A 22007-nucleotide genomic window follows, 5' to 3' on the forward strand; every position below is an offset into this window, starting at 1 on the left:
GCCGTCAGCCGCCGCCGGGCAGCGCGCCGGAGAGCTGGAGCAGTTCGACGAACGCGTCGATGCCGGAGGGCACCGGCCAGTCCAGGTCGCGCATCGCGGCGAGGTCGGCGGCGGCCCGCGCGGCCACGTCCGGCACGCCCGCGTCCACCGCCTTGGCCAGCACCGTCCAACCGGCCTCCCAGCGCGGGCGGGTGAGCTCGCCCTGGACGGCCGCGACCACGGCGATCAGGAAGGCCAGCTGCCGGTCGCCGCGTTCGGGCAGGGCGAAGGCGTCCGGATCGGCCAGCACCCGGTCCGGGTCGGGCAGGTCCAGGTTCTCCAGGTACGACAGCAGCTCGATGCCGGCGGCCTCACCGACGGCACCGGTGAGCGCGGTGGCCAGGGCCTCCCGGCCGGCGCCGGCCGCATACCCGGTGGCCAGCAGCCGCAGCGCCATCTCCCAGGTGCGGGGGGAGGGCCAGGCGCGGCCGCGGCCCTCGGCCTCGTTCGGCATGTGGTGGACGAGGCCCGGCCGGGCGGTCAGGAAGCCGGAGACCACGCCGCGGGCCCGGGCGACGGCGCCGGAGACCCGCGCCGGGTCCACGGCCGGGAGGGCGACCTCGGGCCAGGTGCCGGCCATGCCGCGGGCCACGGTGCGCGGGCTGTGGGTCCAGTCGAGGTGGACGAACCGGTTGGCCAGCGGCGGGCTGAGGTGCCAGCCGTCGGCGGCGCTGGAAGGCGGGTTGGCCGCGGCCACGATCCGCACCGACTCGGGCAGGACGAGGCTGCCGACCCGGCGTTCGAGGACCACGCGCAGCAGGGCCGCCTGCACGGCGGGCGGGGCGGAGGACAGCTCGTCGAAGAAGAGCAGGCCGTGCCCGGTGCGGGCGAGGCGTACCGCCCAGTCCGGCGGGGCCATCGGCACACCGGTGGTGGCGGGGTCGTCCCCGACGATGGGCAGGCCGGCGAAGTCGGAGGGTTCGTGGACGCTGGCGATGACCGTCTCCAGCCCGATGCCGAGGGCGTCGGCGAGCTGCTGCATGCCGGCGGACTTGCCGATGCCCGGCTCACCCCACAGCAGGACCGGCTGGTTGGCCGTCACGGCCAGGGCGAGCGCCTCCAGTTGGGGGTTGGTGGCGGGCTCGGTGCGGGTGGTGCGCAGCCGGGCGCCGAGGGCGTCGGCGGCCGCGAGGGGGCCGGGCGGCGGGGTGCTCATGCGTCCTCGTCCTCGTGGTCGTCGGCCTCGTCGACCTCGTCTTCCTCTTCCTCGTCCTCGTCGGCCTCGCGCTCGTCCATGTACTCGTCGAACCACTCGGAGCCGATGCCGGGGAACTCCTCCTCCACGCGACTGCGCAGGAAGGCGAGGTCGGTGCGCTTGTAGCGGCGGACCACCTGGGCCAGCGACAGGTCCATGTCGTCGACGACGTCGATCCGGGCGCCGGCTTCGAGCAGTGCCCGCACCAGCGCGGCCGAGCCGCCGAACTGGACGGCCACCTGGAGCGGGGTGAGGCCCTGGCGGGACTGGGCCTCCAGGTCCAGGCCCGCCGCCCGCAGCCGCGGCAGCAGCTCCGTGTGGTCCAGCAGGTGGAGCACGTGCAGCAGCGTGTACCCGCGGCGGTCGCGGACCCGGGGGTCCGTACCGGCGTCCAACAGCGCGAGGACACCCGCGGTGTCGCCGTGCTGGGCGCGCAGGAACAGGTCGCGCCGCTCGTCCCGCAGGGCACGCGGCAGCCGTCCCTCGCCGGTCGTCCAGTCGTGCTGCACGGCGAAGCAGCCGGCGACGGCGCCGCCGAACGCCCGCATGGCGCGCTCGCGCTGCTGCTCCTCGGCGGTGTGCGCCAGCAGGTCCAGCGCACCGCCCTGGGAGCGCACCTCGTGCCAGACGCCGCGGCAGCGCACGCGTACGGTGCCGGGGGCGCCCGGGGCGGGCGGGCCGTCGGCGGGGCCCGCCCCCGGGAAGAGGGCGGCGCTCACCAGCGGGTGGAGTTCCCGGGGGGTGATCCGGCCGGTGCGGACGAGTTCGAGGTCGGGCAGCCGCTGCCAGGCCTGGCGGGGCAGCCGGACGGTCTGCGTGGGGGTGTCCGAGCGGTTGCCGCGGGCGGCCGACACGCGCAGGCCGGCGGTCCCGGACGGCTCCAGCACCAGGGTGCCGCGCCAGTCCGCGTGGACCCGGAACCGCCCGCCCTCGCCGGCGGCCGCCAGGCGGCGCACCTCCGCCTCCAGGCGGGTGAGGTCGACGCCGTCGGTGTCCATCAGGGCCTGCGGGTTCAGCGGGCGACCGTACGACCCGGAGTCCTCGGGCACGGTGAGGTCCCGTTCGAGGCCCGCGGCCGCGTAGGCCCCCTCGAAGTCGCCGCGGGTCTGGAGCAGGGCGATCCACTCGGCGCGGGCGGCCGGGTCGGCGTGGCCCGGGTCGGCGGCCGGCAGCTCGTCCGGGCCCAGCGGCGTGCCGTCGGCGCGGAAGAACGGCAGCCGGTCCGCGCCCGCGGTGTGGCGCTCGCGCAGTTCGGCGGTGTGCCGGGCGTCCCAGAGCGGCCGGGCCGCGATCCAGTTCTCGGGCGTGAAGCTCGTGACGGAGTACGGGACGTGGTTCTCCTCCACCGGTTCGACGGGGGCGCAGTGCAGCCGCAGCCGCTGCGGGCCGTCGATCATCGGGCCGGTGGTGGCGGACAGCACCGGGGCTCCGGCGCCGGACCCGTAGCGGGCGAGCAGCACGCGGACCTCGGGCAGGAGCGTGGTGCGTCCGCCCAGGACCCGCGGCAGGTGCCAGCGCACCAGGTCCGGGGCGAGGTTGCGCAGGTCGTCCTCGACGGCCTCGGCGACCGACGGGCCGTAGGCGGCGGCGAGACCGGCCAGGTCGAAGGTGACGTCGACGGCGGCGGCCGCGCAGGCGGCGCGCCAGTCGCCTGCGAGCCGGTGCCCGGTCGCGCGCTCGATCATCCGGCCGGGCACGGCGTAGTGGCGGATCCGCCGCCAGGCCGGGCCGTCCTCCGGGAGGAAGCCGCCGGGCAGCCGGTCGGTGCCGGGGTGGTCGGTGCGCGCGTTCATCGGTACACGCTCGTGATGGCTCCGAGGTCGGGGTGGGCGCACCGGGCGGGGCGCAGCCTGCCGGCGAAGGAGCGCTTGACCTTGCGGGGCAGGCCGGGGCCGAGGCCCACGTACTCCAGGGGCGAGCCGTCGGGGACGGCGGCCAGCAGGCTCTTGGCGCCGCGTCCGGTGAGTCCGGTGTGGCGCAGCTCCAGGCGGCGCAGCGGGCTGCCGGGCAGGGCTGCGGCGAGCGCGTACGCCCCCTCGTCGCCGGTGGTGTTGCCGGTGGAGCCGAGGCTGCGCTCGGACAGGGCCCGGCCGAGGTCGAGGGCTTCGATGCCGCCGAGGGCGTCGGCGAGGGCCCGGGCGCCGGCGGGGCCGATGCCGTTGCCGCCGAGGCCGAGGCGGACCGGGCGGGCGGGCTCGGCGGCCGCGGCGGCGGCCAGGACCGCGGTGCCCTCGTCACCGAGGTGGTTGGCGGGGAGGTACAGCTCGCGGACGCCGGCGTCGCGGATGAGGGCGGCGAGGAGCGGGGCGTCGTCGGCGGTGAGGCCGTTGCCGCCGAGGAAGAGGCGTTCGAGCGGGGTCTCGCGGGTGCGCAGGGCGTCGAGGAGGAGGCGTACGCCGTCGCTGCCGATGCCGGTGTTGACCAGGTCGAGGGTGCGCAGGGTGCGGTTGCGGCGGAGCAGGGCGGCGAGGGTGGCGGCTCCGTCGGCCAGGACCGGGTTGCGCTTGAGCCAGAGGGCCCTGACGGAGGTGTCGTCGGCGAGGGCGTCCGCGAGCGCGGCGACGCCGTCCGGGCCGATCCGGTTGCAGCCGAGGTAGAGGGTGTGCAGGCCGTGGCCGTCCCCGAGGGCGCCGGCGAGGGTACGGGCGCCCTCGTCGCCGATGGAGTTGGTGCCGAGCAGGAGGTGCCGGGCGTGCGGGGAGCGGGCGGCGACGGCTGCGACGCGGGCCGCTCCGGCCGGGCCGAGGCCCTGCTTGCACAGGTCGACGCGACCGTCGGCGCGCAGGGTGCCGAGGGTGAAGGTCTCGTCGGCCGCGACCTCCTCGGCCGCGGCGAGCCGTGCGAGCAGCGGGTCGAGACCGGCCGGGTCGGCGAGCGGCAGGTCGGGGTGCTCGATCGCGGGGCACCGTACGGGTATCGACCGTGTCATCACCACTCCACCGGTTCCTTCGCCGGTGTCCGGCGTCCACTGCGGCATGAAAGAAGACGCAAGACCGGTCGGATTCGAACCGACGTCCTCCAGCTCGATGCTTGGGCGCGACGACCTCTGCGCTACGGCCTTGCTGCGGAGATCATAGCGGCTTTTCAGCCAAAGTCGATCACCAGTTTGAATCCGTGCCCTCGTCACATTTCCGGCGGGTTTGATCCGGCCCGATGCGGGTGAGGGTGTCCCCGGGGGCCGGGGCGCGTACCTCGCCCCGGAAGACGCCATGTCCGGATAGGTCGGATATGCGCACTTTCGCCATCAAGAGGGGAATTTCCCTGAATTGCCCCGCTCGTGGCGCCCGCTATTCCCTCTTCATCCCGTTCGAAACCGAAATCGCCGCAGAAAACGCCGGTCGAGCCGGATCGTTACCTCAAGTTTCCCTCAATTGCAGTGACACCACGGCGGCGGGATTCCTAGCTTCCTCGTACACGCGTCTTGACGCTTTTCAGTTCCCGCGGTTCCACGCGTTCCGGCGATCCCGCTCCGCGTCCGCGCCCTAGGAAAGAGTGCACAACATGAGGGTTCCCAAGGCTGGTGCGATGGCCGTGGTGGTCGGCCTCGCCCTGACCGCCACCGGATGCGGCGGCGACGAAGGCCCCAAGGGGACCCTGTCGGTCGGCATCAAGTTCGACCAGCCCGGTGTGGGCCTGCGCGAGCCCGGCGGTACCTTCTCCGGCTTCGACGTGGACGTCGCCACCTACATCGCCAAGGAGCTCGGCTACAAGCCCGAGCAGATCGAGTTCAAGAAGGTCGACAGCTCCGACCGCGAGCTGCTGCTGCAGTACAACGAGGTCAAGTTCGTCGCCGCGAGCTATTCGATCAGCGACAAGCGCAAGGAGAAGGTCGACTTCGCCGGCCCGTACTTCACGGCCCACCAGGACCTCCTCGTCCGCGCCGACGACAACTCCATCACCAAGGCCGAGGACCTCAACAACAAGAGGCTCTGCTCCGTGTCCGGCTCCACCTCGGCGTCGAACATCAAGGAGAAGCTGGCGCCCAAGGCGAGCCTGCTGGAGCTCGGCGGCTACTCGGAGTGCGTCGTCGCCCTCCAGGACGGCTCGGCCGACGCCATGACCACCGACAACTCCATCCTCGCCGGTTACGCCGCCCAGAAGGCCAACACGGGCAAGTTCAAGCTCGTCGGCCTGAGCCTGAGCAACGAGAGCTACGGCATCGGCGTGAAGAAGGGCAACAAGGAGCTCGTCGACAAGATCAACGCCGCCCTGAAGAAGATGGTCGCGGACGGCGCCTGGGACGCGGCCGTGAAGAAGAACTTCGGTTCGGCCAACTACCGCAACGAGCCCGCTCCGCAGATCACAACGGGCAGCTGACGACGCTCGACGCGGTGGCGGGGTCCGACCAGTCGGAGTCGAAGGCGGCATTGACCACCCACAGGCGCCCGCCGTGCACCGCCGCCGTCGTCGGCTCGTCGAAACGCGGGTCGGTGATCCGCTTCACGAAGCGGGCCCGCCGGCCGTCCGCGCCGACTGCGAAGACGTCGACCGCGTAGTCCCAGTTGCGGACCACGTACAGGGTGCGCCCGTGGACCGCGAGGCCGTCACCGTTGCCCACGGACCCGCCGTCGAGCGGGACCCGGGCCGCGGCGCCGGTCCGCGAATCGACGCGGAACAACGCCTGCGCGGTGTCGTTGACGACGAGCAGGGCCCGGCCGTCCGGGGTCCGCTCGATCCCGTTGGCGCCCCAGTGGGCGCCGTCGGGCGGGGTGGGCACCCATGCGCCGCCGAGCGCCACGGCGCGCGGGGCGGCGGCCGGGTCGCGGCCGTCGGGCAGCAAGTACAGGACGTCGTTGAAGGAGTCGGTGAACCAGGCTCCGCCGCAGCCGACCACGACGTCGTTGACGAAGGTGGTGCCGCCGGCCGCCTGGTGGGTGGCGAGGACCCGGCCGTCCCCGGCGTGGACCACGCGTATCTGCCCGCTGGAGCCGCCCGCCACGAGCAGCCGGCCCCGCCCGTCGAGCTTCATCCCGACCGACATGGGGCCCTGCCCCCGGGTGATGATCCGGCCGGCCCCGGTGGCGAGGTCGGCCCGGTAGATCGAGCCGTCGATCAGGGAGCCGGTGTAGAGGAGTCCGCCGGACGAGACCGCGATGCCCTCCGGCTGGAAGCCCGCCGGGGTGGCGAGGGCGTCGGGGCGCGAGACCGGGGGCCGTCCGGTCCCGCGGGCCTCGGCCGACGGGGCGAGCGGCCCCGCGACGGCCGCGCCCGCCAGTGCTGCGGCCGCGCCGATGAACCTGCGCCGGGCCAGGGGTCCAGTCACGGTGGGTCCTTTCGACCGCCGCGCGGACAGCGGTGGTGGAGACGGCTTCGGTCGGGCCCTCCCACCTCAGCACACCACCGCCGCCGCGTCAGTCCCCGGCCGGGACCTTCACAAGGGAATGAGGAACGTCCCCTTCGCCACCGGAGGAATCAGGCCACCGGGGCCTCGACGGCGAGGACCTTGAGGAACTCGCGCATCCACGCCGGGTGGTCGGGCCAGGCGCGGGCCGAGACCAGCTTGTCGTCGACGACGGCCTCGGCGTCCTCGAAGTCGGCGCCGGCGGCCTTCATGTCCAGCTGGAGCGCCGGGTACGCGGTCACCCGGCGGCCGGCCAGCGAGCCGGTCGCCGCCGTGATCAGCGGGCCGTGGCAGATCTGTGCGATCGGCTTGCCGGAGGCGGCGAAGGCGCCCAGGATCCGCTGCACGTCCTCGTTGTTGCGCAGGTACTCCGGCGCCCGGCCGCCCGGGACGACGACGGCCGCGTACTGCCCGGGGTCCACGTCGGCGAAGGCCACGTCAGCGGGCCAGGTGTAGCCGGGCTTCTCGGTGTAGGTGTCGAAGCCGTCCTCGAAGTCGTGCACCACGAACCGCAGTTGCTTGACGGCGGGGGCCGCGATGTGGACCTCGTACCCCTCCTCGCGCAGCCGCTGGTACGGGTAGAGGACCTCCAGCGACTCCGCCGCGTCGCCGGTCACGATGAGGATCTTCACTGTCATGGGCTGCTCCCGGTAAGGGTGTTCACGCCGTCGTGGTCTCGCTTGCGCCCGGTCGCCGCCGGGCCCCGGCCACCCTGCCCGCGCCGGGACCTCCTGCCAAGGGGCCCTCACCCGATCGGGGGAACCCGGTCCGCAAGGAATGGCCGGGTTCCCGACACGTGCGCTTCACCTGTACGGCACATGACAATGTGACCCTCGCTCCGCCACCCGACACCCCGCCGACTGCACCGGCGGGGACGGTGCATCGGAGAGGAACCCCCACGTCATGACCATCTCCCGGAGAACCGGCTGGGCCGTCGGCCTCGCCGTCGCGACCCTGGTCGCCGTACCGGCCGCCGCCACGGCGGGTACGGCTCCCCAGGCCGCTGCCCCCGTACAGCCCGCGACCGCGCAGCCCGCGACCGCGGCGGCCGCCGCCGTGGACGCGTACTACGCCCCCGCCGAGGGCCAGACCGGGGCGGCGCTGAAGACCGCGCTCCACGACATCATCAAGAACCAGTCCAAGATCAGCTACGACGCCGTGTGGAACGCCCTGAAGGTCACCGACCAGGACCCGGCGAACCCGAACAACGTCATCCTCGTCTACTCGGGCCGCTCCCAGTCCAAGTCGACCAACGGCGGCGGCGCCAACGACTGGAACCGCGAGCACGTCTGGGCCAAGAGCCACGGCGACTTCGGCACCGCCACCGGCCCCGGCACGGACCTGCACCATCTGCGCCCCGAGGACGTCACGGTCAACAGCACCCGTGGCAACAAGGACTTCGACCGCGGCGGCAGCCCGGTCGCCGAGGCCCCGGGCAGCTACACCGACGCCGACTCCTTCGAACCGCGCAACGCGGTCAAGGGCGACGTCGCGCGGATGCTGCTGTACATGGCGGTCCGCTACGACGGCGGCGACGGCTTCCCGAACCTGGAGGTGAACGACCGCGTGGGCAACGGGAGCGCCCCGGCGATCGGCCGGATCAGCGTGCTCAAGGAATGGAACAGGATCGACCCGCCGGACGCCTTCGAGCAGCGCCGCAACCAGGTCATCTACGACTCCTACCAGCACAACCGGAACCCGTTCATCGACCACCCGGAGTGGGTCGACTCCATCTGGTGACCCAGGATTGCCCCCCTCGCGGACCGGGTATCCGCAGGTCAGCGGCTGCATTACGCACCCTGCGGCGGCAGCCGACGGAGGTCGTCATGGACGATGCCGGACTCTCCGACCGCGAGCGGCGCGCCCTCTCCGCGTTCGAGGCGGAGCTGCGGCATGACCGCTCGCTCGACCGGATCCTGCGCTTCGGCCGGCTGCGCCACCGCGCCATGGCGGCGGGTGCGCTCGGCCTGGTGGCGGTGGGCCTGCTGATCGCGGCCTCGGTCACCGTGTCCCTGCCGCTGATCTGGGGCTTCGCGGCCGCCTGGACCCTGACGGTGGCGATGGCGCTGCCGCTGCTGGCGCAGTGGCTGCGCCACCGCTGGCAGGTCCGCGACCATACGAGCCGGGCGGGCTGACGCCGGTCGGGATGAGGCTCGCCCGCCCGAGTGCAGGCCCCGCCCGGTAGACGGGCGGGGCCTGCAAGGGCTTCTCCTGCTGTCGCCTCCGCTGTCGTGTCAGCCGCTGCCCTGTTCGACGTTCGGATGGATCGGACCGCGGAGAAGGAGAACAGGGCTGCGCCGGTACGGCGGCGGATCCTCGACCAGCCCGGGCCGGTCGAGGCGGCGTACCAGTTCGGTCAGGGAGATCCGGGTACCCAGCCGGGCCAGCGGACCGCCGAAGCACAGGTGGATGCCGCTGCCGAATCCGAGGTGCTGGTTGTCGGGCCGGTCGGGGTCGGGGAAGCGGTTCGGGTCGCGACTGCCCGAGGCGAGCATTTGGTGACGTACGCGGGGGTGGGCGGGCCCCGGGCGAGGGGACTCGCCAACGGCCTCCAGCTCTTCTAAATCCTCCCGTGTTTCCCGCCGTACTACCCCTCGGCGCTGGGAGCGCGCGTGAGCGGGCTGGTGATCGGGGTGGTTCTGACGGCGGCGGAGATGTGGCTGCTGCCGGACCCCGCGCCGGGGCGGTACGCGGACCGGCTGGTGACAGCGGCTTCGCTGGCGGCCGGGACGTTGCGGACGCTCGCGACGCAGCAGCGCCCGCCCCACGCGCACGAAAGGCCGGAGCGACTGCTGGAGGCGTCGCAGGAACTGCGGCTGGACCGGGTGCCGAACGAGGAGCGACCCACCTCTGTCGGTGCGGGACCGCGCGCTGTGCCAGGGAGCCGACTTCATGCGTCACCTGCTCGCCCAGACCTGGCAATTGGCTCAGGATGCGCGCGACGGGCCCGTCCCCGGTGACGCTGCGTCGTCCCGCCTGCTGCGTGCGTCGGCCACCGTCTGTCACGGCGTTGCCCGGGGGCTGTCCGGCCAGGGCCCCGCACCCACCATCGCTCCATGTGCTGCCGCGGCAGCGGACTTCGAAGCACGCCGCGGTCGGTGTACTTGCAGAACGCGGTCCGCATCGCACTCGCTCTCGCAGCCGCCCGGCTGCTCGTGGGCGCACTCGACCTGTCCCACGGCTCGTGGGCGTTGCTGGCCACGCTGGCCGTCATGCGCACCACTGCCGCGGACACCCGGACGGCGCTGCGACCGGCATTGCTGGGCGTCCTCGCGGGAGGGGCTGTCGCGGCCCTCGTGCTGTACTTCGTGGGCGGCCGTGTGGCTGTGTACGCGGTCGTGACGCCGCCCCTGCTGTTCCTGTCCTTCACGGCGGGGCCCCTGCTCGGCGCCAGCTGGGGTCAGGCGTTCTCGACCTCCAGGCGTCCGCCGTCTTCGCCCAGCTCCAACCCACCGGCCCAGGGCTGGCGGCGGTCCGGATCGAGGACATCGTCACCGGCCTCCTCACCGGCGCGTTCATCGGGCTGCTGGCCTGGCCCTACGGTGGCACCAGGGAACTGCGGCGGGCCTGCTCGCAGCTGCTGGACCAGGGGACCCGTGCCGTCACCGAGATCACCGACACGATCACCGGGGCCGGAACGGCCTGCGACGCCCTGCCCCGCACCCGTCTCGCTCAGCAGATCGCCGAGACCTGTTACGCGCAGTAAGCCGCCGAGGGCGCCGACCCGGGCCCCGCACGTTCCTCGGAAACCGACTGGCAGGCGATCGCGATCGCGGGCAGCCGGGTGACCATCACGGGGCAGACGCTGGTCAAGGCGGGCCCGCCGGGGGCGCTGGCCGCCTGGCCGCTCAGCGCGGGGCACCTGCGCGACGCGGCCCACCGTCTACGGCTGACCGCGCTGCCCGTGGTGGAGGACCTGCGCTCCGGGACGAGGCGTGGCCCACCCGCCGAGCTGCCCGTGCAGGGCGCTCCCGCGGACCACGTGGTCATCGCCGACGTGTGCGCCGCCTCCGGGGGCCGTGCGCCTGATCCGCTGCTGTACTGCGCCGTGGACGCCGCCATCTGGCTGGCCGGTCTCCGGCGGGCGGTCATGGCGATCCGTGCGGACCGGAAGGCCCTCGCCGACCGGCCGCCTCCGAGCGGGACTAGGAACCGGCGGGTCGGACCCGGTCGACGAGGGCCTTGAACCCCGTCCACGGTTGCTGCGGGGGCCGGGCGTCCCAGACCTTCTGGGACAGCGCGGCCAGCGGCAGCCGGATCCCCTCCGCCACCTGTGCCTGGGTCTGGGCCCCGGGGAGGTCGCTCCACACGGCGAGCCGCCCGCCCAGGACCTGCGGTGCGTACCGGGCGGGCACGGGGGTGGTCCCCCGCAGGACCAGCGGGGTCCACTCCTCGTAGATCCGCCGGCCGGTGGGGTAGGTGAACTGGTTCGGCTGGCCCAGCACGTAGTAGAGGTACTCGTCGTTGAGGTTGACGAGCCTGCGGCCCTCGTCGAGGTACGAGACCGGCGGCCGTACCCCGTTCTCGCGGCCGGTCCAGTACTCGACCTGGATGTCCTGCGCGGGCCGCACCACGCCGCCGGCGAACATCCCGTCGTTCCACGCCTTGGGGACCCGGCCCGCAGGGCGCACCACGCCCGCCCGGTCGTTCAGCCAGCCGGTGGCCAGGTCGCGCACCTTCGCCGAGGGCCCGTACCGCTGTCGTGCCGCCTGCGCGAGCTGCGGGAAGGAGGCCTCCGGGTTGCGGTAGACCAGCGCCTGGTACTCGTCCGCGCCCAGGTGCCAGGTGGCGCTCGGGAACAGCGGGAGGTACTCGCGGACCAGTTCGTCGACGAGCCGGGCCGCGGCCGGATCGGAGATGTCCACGGCGCCCTTGACGGCCCGGCCCTGCACGTCGCGCAGTTGCAGGTCGGGGTGGGCGCGCAGCACTGCGCCGAGGTGGCCCGGGGAGTCGATCTCGGGGACGACGGCGATGTGCAGGCGGGCGGCGAGCTCGTTGATCCTCCGCACCTCGGCCTTGGTCAGGTGGGGGGTGGAGACGATCTCGGGGTGGGTGTCGGACTGGATCCGGAACGCCTGGTCGTCGGAGAAGTGCAGGCCGAGCTGGTTGAGCTTGAAGTCGGCCATCTCGCGCAGCCGGGCCTCGATCCACTCCGCGGTGTAGTTCTTGCGGGCGATGTCGAGGTTCAGGCCGCGCTGTGGTGTGGCAGGGGCGTCGCGCACGGTGCCCTCGGGGGCCGAACCGGCCGCCCTGACGGCCTGTTTGAGGGTCCGGGTGCCGTAGAAGACGCCGGCCTGGTCGGGGCCGGTGATGCGGGCGCGGCCGTCCTTCACGGTGAGGGTGTACGACTCGGGGGGCCCGGATCCCGGGGCGGCGAGGGCGAGTTCGACGTCTCCCGGGCGGGCGGCGGCCGACTCGGTGAAGCCGAGCCGGAGTTCCCCGGCGAGCAGCCTGCCCTCGTCGGCGAGGGCCGCGCGGTTCGCGGCGGGTACGACGACCCGTGCGCCCGGGGCGGGCTTCCATCCGGGGCCGCGGGCGGGGGTGTGCTCGCGGACGGCCGGGACGGTGCGGGGAGCGGAGGACAGCGGGTGGGACGGCGTCGGCGAGGGGTCGGTCACGGCGGCCGCCGGGCCGGTGCCGGGGGCCTGTCCGGTCGGGCCGGTGGGGGCGCCCGCGCTGCGGCCGTCGCGGGGGGCGGCGGTGCAGGCGGGGACGGCGAGGGCGACCAGCGCGGCGGCGGTGGCCGTCGCGAGGGCGTGGGCTGTCCTGTGTCGCATGGCTCGTCTCATGGTGCACCCGTGTCCCCCGTACCAACGTGGCACGGGGGACACGGGTGCGCGAGTCGGACCGGGCTCAGGCGGCCGGTGCCCCGGCCCCGTCGCGGGCGGCGATCTCGGTGAGGGCGGCGAGCTCGTCGAGGGCGGCGACGGCGAAGCCGTGGTCCTGCGCGGGAGCCGCGCCACCCACGCCGACGGCGCCGATGATCCGGCCCGCGCGGTGGACGGGCAGCCCGCCGGCGATGAACAGCAGCGGCCGGTCGAGGGCGGTGGGCAGGGTGTGGAACGGCCCGTCGGGGCGGACGGCGTCGGCCAGGTCGGCGGTGGCGGCGTCCAGTTGCAGGGCGGTGTAGGCCTTGCGGGTGCTGGTCTCGCCGGAGATCAGCACGGCGCGGTCGTCGCGGCGGAAGGCGAGCAGGTGGCCGCCCGCGTCGAGGACGGTGACGCTGACGGCGGCGCCCGCAGCCTCGGCGGCGGCCCGGGCGGCCGCGACGAGGAGTTCGGCGTCGTCGCTGGTCAGCGGGACGACGGCGGTGCGGGGGCGGGTGGTGGTGGACATGGCGGGTTCTCCCGGGGGTGGTGCGGTGGTCGGGTGACGGTGCGGGGGTGCGACGACGTGCCGCGGATCGGTGAAGCGGTGACCGGCGGGCCGGTGGATCGGTGGGCCGTGGACCCGGGCGCTGGACCGGGGCGCCGTGGACCCGTGGATCAGCGGCGCGCGGCGGCCGCGGCCGGCTCCCCGGCCGCCACGGCCGCCCCGGCCGAGGAGGTCGCGGCGATGCGGCCCGGGCGGGAGGCCGTACGCCGCTCCAGCGCACCGGAGACGAGGGCGAGGACCAGGGCGGAGCCGGCCAGCGCGGCGCCGATCCAGTTCGGGGCGGTCCAGCCGAACCCGGCGGCGATGACGAGTCCGCCCAGCCAGGCGGCGAGCGCGTTGCCGAGGTTGAAGGCGCCGATGTTGACGGCGGAGGCCAGCGTGGGCGCGCCGGCGGCCTGGTCGAGGACCCGCTTCTGCAGGGGCGGCACGGTGGCGAAGCCGAGGGCGCCGATGAGGACGACGGTGACGGCCGCGCCGGCCTTGGAGTGGGCGGTGAGCGTGAAGAGGGCGAGGACGAGGGCGAGGGCGCCCAGGGAGACGTACAGCATCGGCATCAGGGCGCGGTCGGCGAACCGGCCGCCGAGGAGGTTGCCGCCGACCATGCCGAGGCCGAAGAGGACGAGGAGCCAGGTGACGGAGGTGTCGGCGAAGCCGGCGACCTCGGTCATCATCGGCGTGATGTAGGTGATGGCGGCGAAGACCCCGCCGAAGCCGAGGACGGTCATGGCCATCGCGAGCAGCACCTGGACGTTCCGGAAGGCGGCCAGCTCGTGGCGGATCCGGACGCCCTCGGGCCGGGGCAGGTCCGGGACCAGGCGGGCGATGCCGAGCAGGCCGAGTACGCCGAGCGCCGCGACGATCAGGAAGGTCGTGCGCCAGCCGAGGGTCTGGCCGACGAGGGTGCCGAGGGGGACGCCGACGACGTTGGCCACGGTCAGGCCGGTGAACATCATCGCGATGGCGCCGGCCTTCTTCTCGGGGGCGACGAGCTCCGCGGCGACGACCGAGCCGATGCCGAAGAAGGCCCCGTGGGCGAGGGAGGCGACGACGCGCCCGGCCAGCATGGCGCCGAAGACCGGGGCGAGCGCGGAGAGCACGTTGCCGGCCACGAACAGGACCATGAGCAGCATCAGCATGCGCTTGCGGGGGATCCGCGTGCCCAGGACGGTCATCAGCGGGGCCCCGAGGACGACGCCGAGGGCGTATCCGGTGACGAGGAAGCCCGCGGTGGGGATGGAGACGCCGTAGTCGGCGGCGACCTCGGGGAGCAGGCCCATGATCACGAACTCGGTGGTGCCGATCCCGAAGGCCCCGATGGCCAGGGCGAGCAGTGCGAGAGGCATGAGGGAGGTGCCCTTCAGGGGTGGGGGTGGTACGGGCGCGGTGGCATCACGGAAAGCCCGAAGACGAAGCCCGAAGCCGAAGCACTGGAACAATGCGACCGCCGATTGCCTGCGTCCACATTAATTGCAGACGCGGGATATTTGCAAACGCGGGCTATTTCACCCGTCGCCTATCCTGGAGGCACTCGGGTACGGGGAACGGCCCGGCCCGGGGATCTGCAAGGAGGAGCCCATGACGGCCACGGACAGTGCGCTGACCGCCCTCGCCCAGGGCTGGTGCGCCCTCTCCCTGCTGCACGGGCGGATCGAGGCGCACATCGAGCGGGCCCTGCAGGCGCAGCACGGGCTGAGCGTCCGCGAGTACTCGCTGCTCGACGTCCTCAGCCGCCAGCACAACGGCCCGGGCGGCCACCTGCGCATGAACCAGGTCGCCGACGCGGTGGTCCTCAGCCAGAGCGCCACCACCCGGCTGGTGAGCCGGCTGGAGGACCGCGGGCTGCTGAACCGCTACCTCTGCGACACCGACCGGCGCGGCATCTACACCGATGTGAGCGGGGCCGGCCTGGCCCTGCTGGCCGCGGCCCGGCCGACCAACGACACCGCGCTGCGCGAGGCCCTGGCCGAGGCCAGGCTCAAGCCCGAGCTCGCCCCGCTGGTCGACGCCGTGGAGAACATCCGGCCCGGCACGGGCACCCCCGCGGTTGGGGCATGATCGAAGGATGTCTGAACGGATCATTGCCGCCTGCGACGGGGCGGCGAAGGGCAATCCCGGGCCGGCCGGATGGGCGTGGGTCATCGCCGACGCCGAGGGCCACCCGGAACGCTGGGAGGCCGGCCCGCTGGGCCGGGCCACCAACAACGTGGGCGAGCTGACCGCCCTGCAGCGGCTGTTGGAGGCGCTCGAACCGGGGACCGCCGTAGAGGTACGGATGGACTCGCAGTACGCGATGAAGGCCGTCACCCAGTGGCTCCCCGCCTGGAAGCGCAACGGGTGGAAGACCGCGGCGGGCAAGCCGGTGGCCAACCGGGAGCTCGTCGAACGCATCGACGAGCTCCTCGGGGAGCGGGACGTGGAGTTCCGCTACGTCCCCGCGCACCGCACCGACGGCGACCGGCTGAACGCCATCGCCGACCAGGCCGCCAGCGACGCCGCCGTCTCCCAGGAGGCCGCCGGCACCGCGCTCGGCAGCACCGACCTGCCCGTGCCCCACCCCGGCCGCGCCACCCCCGCCCGACGGCCCTCCGGCAGCCCGGCGAATAAGGCGGCCGCAGGCCGCGGCCGGGCCTCCGTCAAGGCGAAGTTCCCCGGCAGCTGCCCCTGCGGTAAGCCCTACGCCTCCGGCGAGACCATCGCCAAGGTCGGCGCCCGCTGGGGACACCTCGCCTGCGCCACCGCCTCCGGCCCGGCCGGAACCGCCGACTAGAGCGGTCTGCTCGCGCTCGGGGTGGGGCTGCGCTGCGGCGAGGACTGCACCGGGGTGCCCGTGGGCGGCGGCGCGCCCGTGGACCGCGACGGGTTCGGGGTCGGCGACGTCGACCGCGTCCCCGTCGGGCCCGGCGACATGCCGGGCGACGGCGTCGAATGGGGCCCCGACCCCGTGGGCGGGGACGACGGCACCGCCGAGGGTCCGGGGCTGCCGGACGACGGGCCCGGCCCCGGGGCGGGGGAACCCGGGTCGGGTGGTGAGGCCGGCGGCAGCGGGCGGGCGGGCGGCGCATCGGGGGCCAGGACGGCGTACCCGACCGCGGCCGCGGCCGCCGCGGCCAGTCCTGCCAGCGGCACCGCCCAGCGCCGCGACCGCAGCCACACCACGGCGACCGGCCGGCGGGAGTGCGGCCCCGGCGGGGCGGCGGGGCGCAGCTCGCGGACGGTGACCGAGGCCGCGCGGGCGTCGAGGGCGGCCCGCAGCCTGCGCTCGACCGGGCGGTCGACGGGCGGCCCGCCGAAGTGCCTGCCCGGGGGTCTGCCCGCGCCCCCGCCGGGGCGCTCGCCGTACGTCATATGCGTCCCTCCAGAATCCGTTCCAGCGCGTCCAGGGCGCGGCTCGCGTTCGACTTCACCGCACCCCGGCTGATCCCGAGGGTGGCGGCTATCTCCGCCTCGCTCAGTTCGGCCCAGTAGCGCAGCACCAGCACCTGCCGGCGGCGCGGGGTCAGCCGGGCGAGCGCGGCGAGGACCTCGCGGTGGGCCTCGTCGAGGACCACGTGCTCCTCCGCGGACGGCAGGTCCTGCGCCGCGGGCGGGGTCCAGGCGCGGGCCGTGCGCCGGCGGCGCAGGACGGACCGGGCGGTGTTGACCACGGCCGTGCGCAGGTAGCCCAGGGCGTTGTCGACCTCGGCGATCTGCTCTCCGTGGCGGCGGTACAGGGCCGTGAAGGCGTCCTGCACCACGTCCTCGGCGGTGGCCAGGTCGTCGACGAGCAGGACGGCCAGGCGGACCATCGGCAGCCGGTGGGCGTGGTACAGCTCGGAGACCGTCGGCCGCGGCGGATCGCCGTCGCCGCTCCGGGTGCCGTCGTACGCGGACCCGCCGCCGTGCGCGTACGAGGGCCCGGACGCGGGCCCGGGCCCGGCTCCGTACGGGGGTGCGGCGGCCTGCGGCGGGACAGCGGCCGGGAACGGAGCGGCCGGGGCGGGCCGCTCGCGGCGCAGCGCCCACGCCCGCAGGCCCCGCCACGCCCGGCCGAAGCCGGGCGCGAGGGGCCGTGCGAGGGGTACCGGTGGTGCGAGGTGGAGCACGGAGGTCCTCAGCCGTTGGTGCGGCGCCGAACGGCGTACAGGGTCCCGCCACCGGCGGCCAGGAGCACCGCGGCCCCGGCTCCCAGGGCGACGTTGGTCGAGGAGGATCCGGTCTGCGCGAGTTCGCCGTCGGCGGGCGAGGGCGACGCGGACGGTGTCCGGCCCGGCTGGCTCGGCGCCGCGCTCGGGGCGGCACTGGGCACGGCCGTCGGGGGGACGCTGACCGACGGGGTCGGCCGGCCGCCCGGGGCGGTGGTCGGCGGCGCGCTCGGCATGGCGCTCGGGGCCGCGCTGGGCACGGCGCTCGGCGGCACGCTCCGCGTCGCGGTGGGCGCGGGCGACGGCGTGGCCGAGGCCGCGTGCACGGTGGACGCCGTCCCGGCGAGGGCGGCCGCGGCCCCGGCGGCCACGAGGGCGGCGGCGGCCGCCCGGCGCAGCGACGGGCGGGCGGGCACGGAAACGCGCTTGGGGTTGGTCACGGTGGTTCTCCACGGTCGGGTCGGGGACGCGGGATGACGCCCTTCACCCCCGCACGACGCGCGACCCCCGGGGAGGTTGCCGCCGTGTGCAGAAAAGTTTCTGCGGATGTCGGACCGAGTGGCCGCGTCGGACCGAGTGGCCGCGTCGGACCCGGTGGCCGCGCGGGGTAGGGCCGCGCCCGCCGTCATCCCGCCGACTGCGGGATCCGGCGGACGACCTCGAAGCTGAGGTTTCCGTACGCGGTGAAGAAGGGCGCGGCCGCGAGCTCGGTGACCCCGCCCGCCTCGCGGGCCAGGACCTTGGCCCGGCGGGCCGTCCGGTCCAGGTCCGGCGCGTGCCGGCGGCCCAGCCGGACCGTGCGCGCCACCCCGTCCGCGCGCACCTTCAGGAAGCAGTCCCACAGGCCCGGCGGCAGCGGCTCTCCCCCGGCCACCGTCGCCAGGTCGAACTCCGCCAGGAACCCGGCCATGTCCAGCCCCGGCTCGCGCTCGGCGAGTTCGGGGGCCGGACACGGGGCGGCGGGCACCGCGTACTCGTGTCCCGTGTCCCGCTCGCGCAGGACGAGTTCGCTGTCCATGCGGTCCGTGCCGAGGCTCTGGATCCAGCCGTGCCCGGTCAGCCGGACCCGGCGGCCCTGCCAGGTCATCGAGGCCAGCTGGTGCTGGGTCTTGAGCTGCCCGGTCACGTCGAAGAGCACGTCGGGCAGGCCCGCGACCGGATCCCGGAAGAGGGGGTAGCAGCGGTACACGCGGCCGTTCTCGACGACCTCCCGGGGCGCCGGCTCCTTCGCCGGGTCGTACTCCATCAGCTGCTCGAAGGCGGGGAGGGGGCCGCAGGCGAAGGCGTACAGCCTGATCCAGTCGATCCGGGCGAGCTCCCCGCCCATGTCGGGGGTCCAGTACGTCTCGACCAGCGTCCGCGCCCGCCCGTAGACCTCGGCCGTGTACGCGGGGTCGCCGTGGCGGGCGTTGACGGCCGGCCGCAGGGCCGTGCGCAGCAGGCTGCGGAAATGGCGGCCGAGCATCCGGCGCCGCCCCAGCGGGTCCCGGACGCGGTCGGCGACCAGCGCCATGACGCGTTCGATGTGGGCGACGGTGTCGTGCGCGGTGCGGGGGCGCGAGGTGAGGTTGCCGCCGTCGTCGCGGCGGCGCAGGTAGTAGCAGTCGTAGTCGCCGACCACGGATATCTTTCCGGCGGCCAGGAAGACGGAGGTGACGAAGATCTGGTCCTCGCCGTACCAGAGGTCCTCCGGGTAGCGCAGCCGTGCGTCCTCGATGGTCGAACGGCGCATCAGCTTGGCCGAGTGCAAGGAGCGGTAGACCTCCGAGGTGTAGAGGTCGGCCTCCGGGGCGTGCTTGTGGGCCTTCTCGGAGACGGACCGGCCGAGGCCGACCTGCTTGGCGAGAACGACGTCGCTGCCTTGGGCGTCGGCCATGGCGAGCAGCCGCTGGAGGGCCTCGGGGCCCAGCATGTCGTCGGCGTCGACGAAGAAGACGTACCGCCCGCGGGCCAGGTCCAGGGCCCGGTTGCGCGGTGCGCCGGGGCCGCCGGAGTTCGGCTGGTGCAGCACGCGGATCTGCGGGTGGCGTGCCGCGAAGTGGTCGAGTTCGGCGCCGCTGCCGTCCGTCGATCCGTCGTCGACCGCGATGACCTCCAGGCGGTCGGGCCCAAAACCCTGCGCCATGACCGATTCGAGGCATTCGGTCAGGTAGGGCATCGCGTTGTAGACGGCGATGATCACGGAAACGTCGGGCACGAACTGGTGGTACATGCCCTGAGCATAGGGTTCACCGGGCACGGCTCCCGCAGCCGGGACCCGGCCGCGGCGGCGGGGCCGGGGTCAGGAGCCGGCGGGGACGAGGACGACGGCGGTACCGTAGGCACACACCTCGGTGCCCACGTCGGCGGCCTCGGTCACGTCGAACCGCATCATGAGCACGGCGTTCGCGCCGCGGGCCTTGGCCGCCTCGATGAGCCGTTCCATGGCCTGGTTGCGGGTCTCCACCAGGGTCTTGGTCAGGCCCTTCAGCTCGCCGCCGATCATCGACTTCAGGCCGGCGCCGATCTGGCTGCCCAGGTGGCGGGAGCGGACGGTGAGGCCGAAGACCTCCCCGACCACCTGCTCCACCCGGTATCCGGGGGCGTCGTTGGTCGTCACGACCAGGACTCCGGTCTGCTGGGCCCCGGGGCCGCCGGTGTAGTCGTCGATACCCATGGCACCCACTGTGGCGGCGGGCCCGCGGCCCCGCATCCGCAGCGCGGCCCGTCGGGTGGCGGATCGGGGGGCGGGCCGGATGGCCGGCCGGGGCGGGGCGGGGTCAGGTCAGCCGGGCGACCAGGCCGGACTCGTGGGCCGGTACACGGCCTGGACCCGGCGGAGAGTCCGGGCTCGCTCAGGCAGCGGGTGGACGTGGGTCTTGACGGTGGCGGCGCCGAGGACGAGGCGTGCGGCGATGCCGGGACGGGACAGGCCCGCGCCGAACGCCTCGCGCTCGCGCGGGGTCGGGGAGTCCGGGCTGGGTACGGGGCGGCCCGGGCAGCGTACGCGTCGACGATCCCGCGCAGGGCCCGCAGGACGTACTCGCCGGAGTCGAAGGGGGTCAGGACCGGCCCCTTGGGGGCGGGCGGGGGCGCCTCGGCGAGGATCCGGGCGGTGGCCGCGATGCCGTCGGTGTCGCCGGGCATCCGGATGTCCATCAGGACGACGTCGAGCCGGGTCGCGGCGACGACCCGAACGGCCTCCTCGCCGTCCTGGGCCGCGCCGACGAGTTCGATGCCCGGGGCGGCGTTCAGCAGCGCGGCCAGCCCGGACCGGATCAGGAGCCGGTCGTCGACGACGAGCACGCGCGGCATGTCCGTTCCTCCCCGCGACCGCCCCCGGAAGCGGGTCCTGCCGTGGCGGCGGGGTGGATCGGGTCGCGCCGGGGCAGGCCGATCAAGCCCGGCGCGCCGGTCCCGCAACGGTGACCGGCACACGGCTGCCGGTACGGCCTGTTCCGCTGCTCGCCCGCCTGACTACGCCCCCGGTCGTACGCGGGGGCCGTCCTGGGGCGGAGGCGGGATTCACCCTGCGGACGGGTGAGCGGGACGGCTCCGTCCGCGTACATTCGCCGTGCCGGCGGTGTCCGGTGCCGGCCCCGGTCTCCGGGCCGCGCGGCGAGGCCGTGCCCGTACGGGGGCGGGCACGGCCCCACGTACACCAGAGCGATGCACGTTGGGCATTTCGGGCGAGATGACGGTGCGTCATCCGCCCGGCCGCGATGCGCCCTCGTCATAGTCGTCCTGGCGACCGCCCGGTCGCCGCACCGGACCGCGGCGCATCGCGGCCGGGCGGATGCCTTCGCAGAGGAGCCTGCCCATGCTGAAGCCCACCAGGGCCGTCATCGCTCTCGCCGCCGGAAGCCTGGTGCTCGGCCTGGGCGGCCTGGGCGGCGCGGCCGCCGCCGCGGACGGCGGGAACGGGTCGTCCCGCGACCTCCGCTTCGTCGAACCGGACCGCGGGTCGTCGGGGAAGTACGAGGGCCGGCACTACACCGTCGGCGAGGTCGTCTCCCGCGGCTCGCTGAAGGTCAGGAGCCTGCCGACGACCGACTCCCGCTCCGTCGGCGAGGTCAGGTCGGGCCACAAGGTCGCGATCCTGTGCAAGGTGAAGGGCCAGAAGGTCGACGGCAACGACATCTGGTACCGCCTCCTGGTGAAGGAGCACGAGGACTCCCACAAGGACGACAAGGACGGCAAGAGGAAGGACGAGAAGGAAGGCAAGAAGAAGGACGGCAAGAAGAAGGACGGGAAGGAGAAGGGCGGGAAGGACGAGGAGCGGCAGGACGAGCGCGAGGACCAGCGCGACGAGCAGGATGCGCAGGAGGAGCAGGACCAGCGCGACGAGCAGGATGCGCAGGAGGAGCAGGACCAGCGCGAGGAGGACGCCGCCGAGGACGCCGACGAGCAGACCGCCGAAGAGGCCGAGGGCGACGTCGAGGACGGGCTCGAGGAGGACTCAGACGAAGAGGCCGGCCTGTCCGCCAAGCGGGCGAACAGCGGCAAGGAGAGCAGCAAGAAGGCCTGGGTCTCCGCCCGCTACGTGAAGAACCTGGACCGCGTCGGCTCCTGCGACTGACCCGGACCGCCCGGTCAGTGCTCCGGGCGTACGGTACGCGGCCCCACGCACTGCGCTCCGTACGCCCGGACCCGGGCCCGCAGTTCCCGGTCCGCCGTGACCACGGTGCAGTCGCGCCCGCTGTCCGCGAAGGACGCCACCAGCTCCACGATCCTGTCGTCGCCGCTGCCGGGCGCCGGGTCCACCCGTACTCCGGGCACGGACTCGACGCCCCGGGCGGCGCCCTCCACGACGAGGACCACTTCCTCGCCGGCCACCGGGTCCCGCCGCGCCAGCCGGTCGCGCAGCCGCTCGGCCGCGCCCCGCCGGTCCCGCCACCAGCCGTCCGGGACGGATCCGACGACGTTGGCCCCGTCCACGATCAGCACGCTCACGGTC

General features: G+C 74.4%; 23 protein-coding genes, 1 tRNA gene and 1 pseudogene. 8 read left to right on the plus strand and 17 right to left on the minus strand.

Features of this window, described 5'->3' with window-relative positions:
• Positions 1-4: 4 nt before the first annotated feature.
• The 4 genes from ACZ4VL_RS09110 to ACZ4VL_RS09125 all read right to left on the minus strand — a co-directional run bounded on the left by ACZ4VL_RS09110 (position 5) and on the right by ACZ4VL_RS09125 (position 4295).
• Positions 5-1195 carry an AAA family ATPase gene (locus ACZ4VL_RS09110; protein WP_468197578.1) on the minus strand — a complete coding sequence of 397 codons (1191 nt, stop codon included), beginning with the start codon at positions 1193-1195 and terminating at the stop codon, positions 5-7.
• Complete coding sequence (locus tag ACZ4VL_RS09115) at positions 1192-3027, minus strand: ankyrin repeat domain-containing protein (protein WP_468197579.1); 1836 nt, start codon at positions 3025-3027, stop codon at positions 1192-1194. The genes ACZ4VL_RS09110 and ACZ4VL_RS09115 overlap by 4 nt, the downstream gene beginning before the upstream one ends.
• Positions 3024-4163 (minus strand): leucine-rich repeat domain-containing protein, encoded by a 1140-nt coding sequence (locus tag ACZ4VL_RS09120; protein ID WP_468197582.1) that lies wholly within the window; start codon positions 4161-4163, stop codon positions 3024-3026. The genes ACZ4VL_RS09115 and ACZ4VL_RS09120 overlap by 4 nt, the downstream gene beginning before the upstream one ends.
• Before the next feature lie 59 nt (positions 4164-4222).
• Positions 4223-4295, minus strand: a tRNA-Arg gene (locus ACZ4VL_RS09125).
• Between the two features lie 440 nt (positions 4296-4735).
• On the opposite strand from ACZ4VL_RS09125, the gene ACZ4VL_RS09130 reads away from it, so the two are divergent.
• Positions 4736-5551, plus strand: coding sequence for a glutamate ABC transporter substrate-binding protein (locus tag ACZ4VL_RS09130; RefSeq protein WP_468197584.1), 816 nt, complete (start codon positions 4736-4738; stop codon positions 5549-5551).
• Here the strand turns inward: ACZ4VL_RS09130 and ACZ4VL_RS09135 are convergent.
• Positions 5535-6497, minus strand: coding sequence for an SMP-30/gluconolactonase/LRE family protein (locus ACZ4VL_RS09135; RefSeq protein ID WP_468197587.1), 963 nt, complete (start codon positions 6495-6497; stop codon positions 5535-5537). The genes ACZ4VL_RS09130 and ACZ4VL_RS09135 overlap by 17 nt on opposite strands.
• A 149-nt stretch (positions 6498-6646) precedes the next feature.
• Positions 6647-7213: a DJ-1/PfpI family protein gene (locus ACZ4VL_RS09140; RefSeq protein ID WP_468197589.1), complete on the minus strand. Its 567-nt coding sequence runs from the start codon at positions 7211-7213 to the stop codon at positions 6647-6649.
• Positions 7214-7478: 265 nt separating this feature from the next.
• Here ACZ4VL_RS09140 and ACZ4VL_RS09145 point away from each other — a divergent pair, with 265 nt between their 5' ends.
• Together ACZ4VL_RS09145 and ACZ4VL_RS09150 are read left to right on the plus strand one after the other, a co-directional pair.
• On the plus strand, positions 7479-8315 hold the full coding sequence (locus ACZ4VL_RS09145) for an endonuclease I family protein (protein WP_468197591.1): 837 nt from the start codon (positions 7479-7481) through the stop codon (positions 8313-8315).
• An 86-nt stretch (positions 8316-8401) separates the two neighbouring features.
• Entirely contained in the window at positions 8402-8710 is a 309-nt protein-coding gene (locus ACZ4VL_RS09150) for a DUF3040 domain-containing protein (RefSeq protein WP_468197593.1), read from the plus strand.
• A gap of 99 nt (positions 8711-8809) precedes the next feature.
• Here the strand turns inward: ACZ4VL_RS09150 and ACZ4VL_RS09155 are convergent.
• Positions 8810-9070 (minus strand): annotated as a pseudogene (locus tag ACZ4VL_RS09155) (cytochrome P450); the annotation flags it as partial.
• Positions 9071-9631: 561 nt separating this feature from the next.
• On the opposite strand from ACZ4VL_RS09155, the gene ACZ4VL_RS09160 reads away from it, so the two are divergent.
• Together ACZ4VL_RS09160 and ACZ4VL_RS09165 are read left to right on the plus strand one after the other, a co-directional pair.
• Complete coding sequence (locus ACZ4VL_RS09160) at positions 9632-10363, plus strand: FUSC family protein (protein WP_468197595.1); 732 nt, start codon at positions 9632-9634, stop codon at positions 10361-10363.
• Entirely contained in the window at positions 10360-10761 is a 402-nt protein-coding gene (locus tag ACZ4VL_RS09165; protein ID WP_468197598.1) for a hypothetical protein, read from the plus strand. The genes ACZ4VL_RS09160 and ACZ4VL_RS09165 overlap by 4 nt, the downstream gene beginning before the upstream one ends.
• On the opposite strand, the gene ACZ4VL_RS09170 is transcribed toward ACZ4VL_RS09165, so the two are convergent.
• From ACZ4VL_RS09170 to ACZ4VL_RS09180, 3 genes are all read right to left on the minus strand, one after another.
• Positions 10721-12352 carry a beta-N-acetylhexosaminidase gene (locus ACZ4VL_RS09170; protein ID WP_468197601.1) on the minus strand — a complete coding sequence of 544 codons (1632 nt, stop codon included), beginning with the start codon at positions 12350-12352 and terminating at the stop codon, positions 10721-10723. The two genes, ACZ4VL_RS09165 and ACZ4VL_RS09170, sit on opposite strands and share 41 nt — an antisense overlap.
• 76 nt (positions 12353-12428) lie before the next feature.
• Positions 12429-12911 (minus strand): GlcG/HbpS family heme-binding protein, encoded by a 483-nt coding sequence (locus ACZ4VL_RS09175; protein WP_468197603.1) that lies wholly within the window; start codon positions 12909-12911, stop codon positions 12429-12431.
• A 149-nt stretch (positions 12912-13060) separates the two neighbouring features.
• Complete coding sequence (locus tag ACZ4VL_RS09180) at positions 13061-14293, minus strand: MFS transporter (RefSeq protein WP_468197605.1); 1233 nt, start codon at positions 14291-14293, stop codon at positions 13061-13063.
• Positions 14294-14525: 232 nt separating this feature from the next.
• On the opposite strand from ACZ4VL_RS09180, the gene ACZ4VL_RS09185 reads away from it, so the two are divergent.
• Together ACZ4VL_RS09185 and ACZ4VL_RS09190 are read left to right on the plus strand one after the other, a co-directional pair.
• Entirely contained in the window at positions 14526-15005 is a 480-nt protein-coding gene (locus tag ACZ4VL_RS09185) for a MarR family winged helix-turn-helix transcriptional regulator (RefSeq protein ID WP_468197607.1), read from the plus strand.
• A 7-nt stretch (positions 15006-15012) separates the two neighbouring features.
• Positions 15013-15717 carry a ribonuclease H family protein gene (locus ACZ4VL_RS09190; RefSeq protein ID WP_468197609.1) on the plus strand — a complete coding sequence of 235 codons (705 nt, stop codon included), beginning with the start codon at positions 15013-15015 and terminating at the stop codon, positions 15715-15717.
• Here ACZ4VL_RS09190 and ACZ4VL_RS09195 read toward each other — a convergent pair.
• From ACZ4VL_RS09195 to ACZ4VL_RS09220, 6 genes are all read right to left on the minus strand, one after another.
• Positions 15714-16295 carry a hypothetical protein gene (locus tag ACZ4VL_RS09195; RefSeq protein WP_468197611.1) on the minus strand — a complete coding sequence of 194 codons (582 nt, stop codon included), beginning with the start codon at positions 16293-16295 and terminating at the stop codon, positions 15714-15716. The two genes, ACZ4VL_RS09190 and ACZ4VL_RS09195, sit on opposite strands and share 4 nt — an antisense overlap.
• Positions 16292-17032 (minus strand): RNA polymerase sigma factor, encoded by a 741-nt coding sequence (locus tag ACZ4VL_RS09200; RefSeq protein WP_468197614.1) that lies wholly within the window; start codon positions 17030-17032, stop codon positions 16292-16294. The genes ACZ4VL_RS09195 and ACZ4VL_RS09200 overlap by 4 nt, the downstream gene beginning before the upstream one ends.
• A gap of 8 nt (positions 17033-17040) precedes the next feature.
• Entirely contained in the window at positions 17041-17511 is a 471-nt protein-coding gene (locus tag ACZ4VL_RS09205; protein WP_468197616.1) for an LAETG motif-containing sortase-dependent surface protein, read from the minus strand.
• Between the two features lie 185 nt (positions 17512-17696).
• A complete protein-coding gene (locus ACZ4VL_RS09210; RefSeq protein WP_468197618.1) occupies positions 17697-19283 on the minus strand; it encodes a glycosyltransferase family 2 protein in 1587 nt (528 codons plus the stop codon).
• A 69-nt stretch (positions 19284-19352) separates the two neighbouring features.
• A complete protein-coding gene (locus tag ACZ4VL_RS09215) occupies positions 19353-19727 on the minus strand; it encodes a YbjQ family protein (RefSeq protein ID WP_468197620.1) in 375 nt (124 codons plus the stop codon).
• On the minus strand, positions 19667-20365 hold the full coding sequence (locus tag ACZ4VL_RS09220; protein WP_468197623.1) for a response regulator: 699 nt from the start codon (positions 20363-20365) through the stop codon (positions 19667-19669). The genes ACZ4VL_RS09215 and ACZ4VL_RS09220 overlap by 61 nt, the downstream gene beginning before the upstream one ends.
• A gap of 505 nt (positions 20366-20870) precedes the next feature.
• Between ACZ4VL_RS09220 and ACZ4VL_RS09225 the strand changes: the two genes are divergently transcribed.
• Positions 20871-21629: an SH3 domain-containing protein gene (locus tag ACZ4VL_RS09225; protein WP_468197625.1), complete on the plus strand. Its 759-nt coding sequence runs from the start codon at positions 20871-20873 to the stop codon at positions 21627-21629.
• A gap of 14 nt (positions 21630-21643) precedes the next feature.
• Here the strand turns inward: ACZ4VL_RS09225 and ACZ4VL_RS09230 are convergent, their stop codons facing one another.
• Complete coding sequence (locus tag ACZ4VL_RS09230; protein ID WP_468197626.1) at positions 21644-22003, minus strand: NYN domain-containing protein; 360 nt, start codon at positions 22001-22003, stop codon at positions 21644-21646.
• Between the last annotated feature and the right edge of the window lie 4 nt (positions 22004-22007).

Source organism: Streptomyces sp. NPDC029014, from assembly GCF_055564695.1.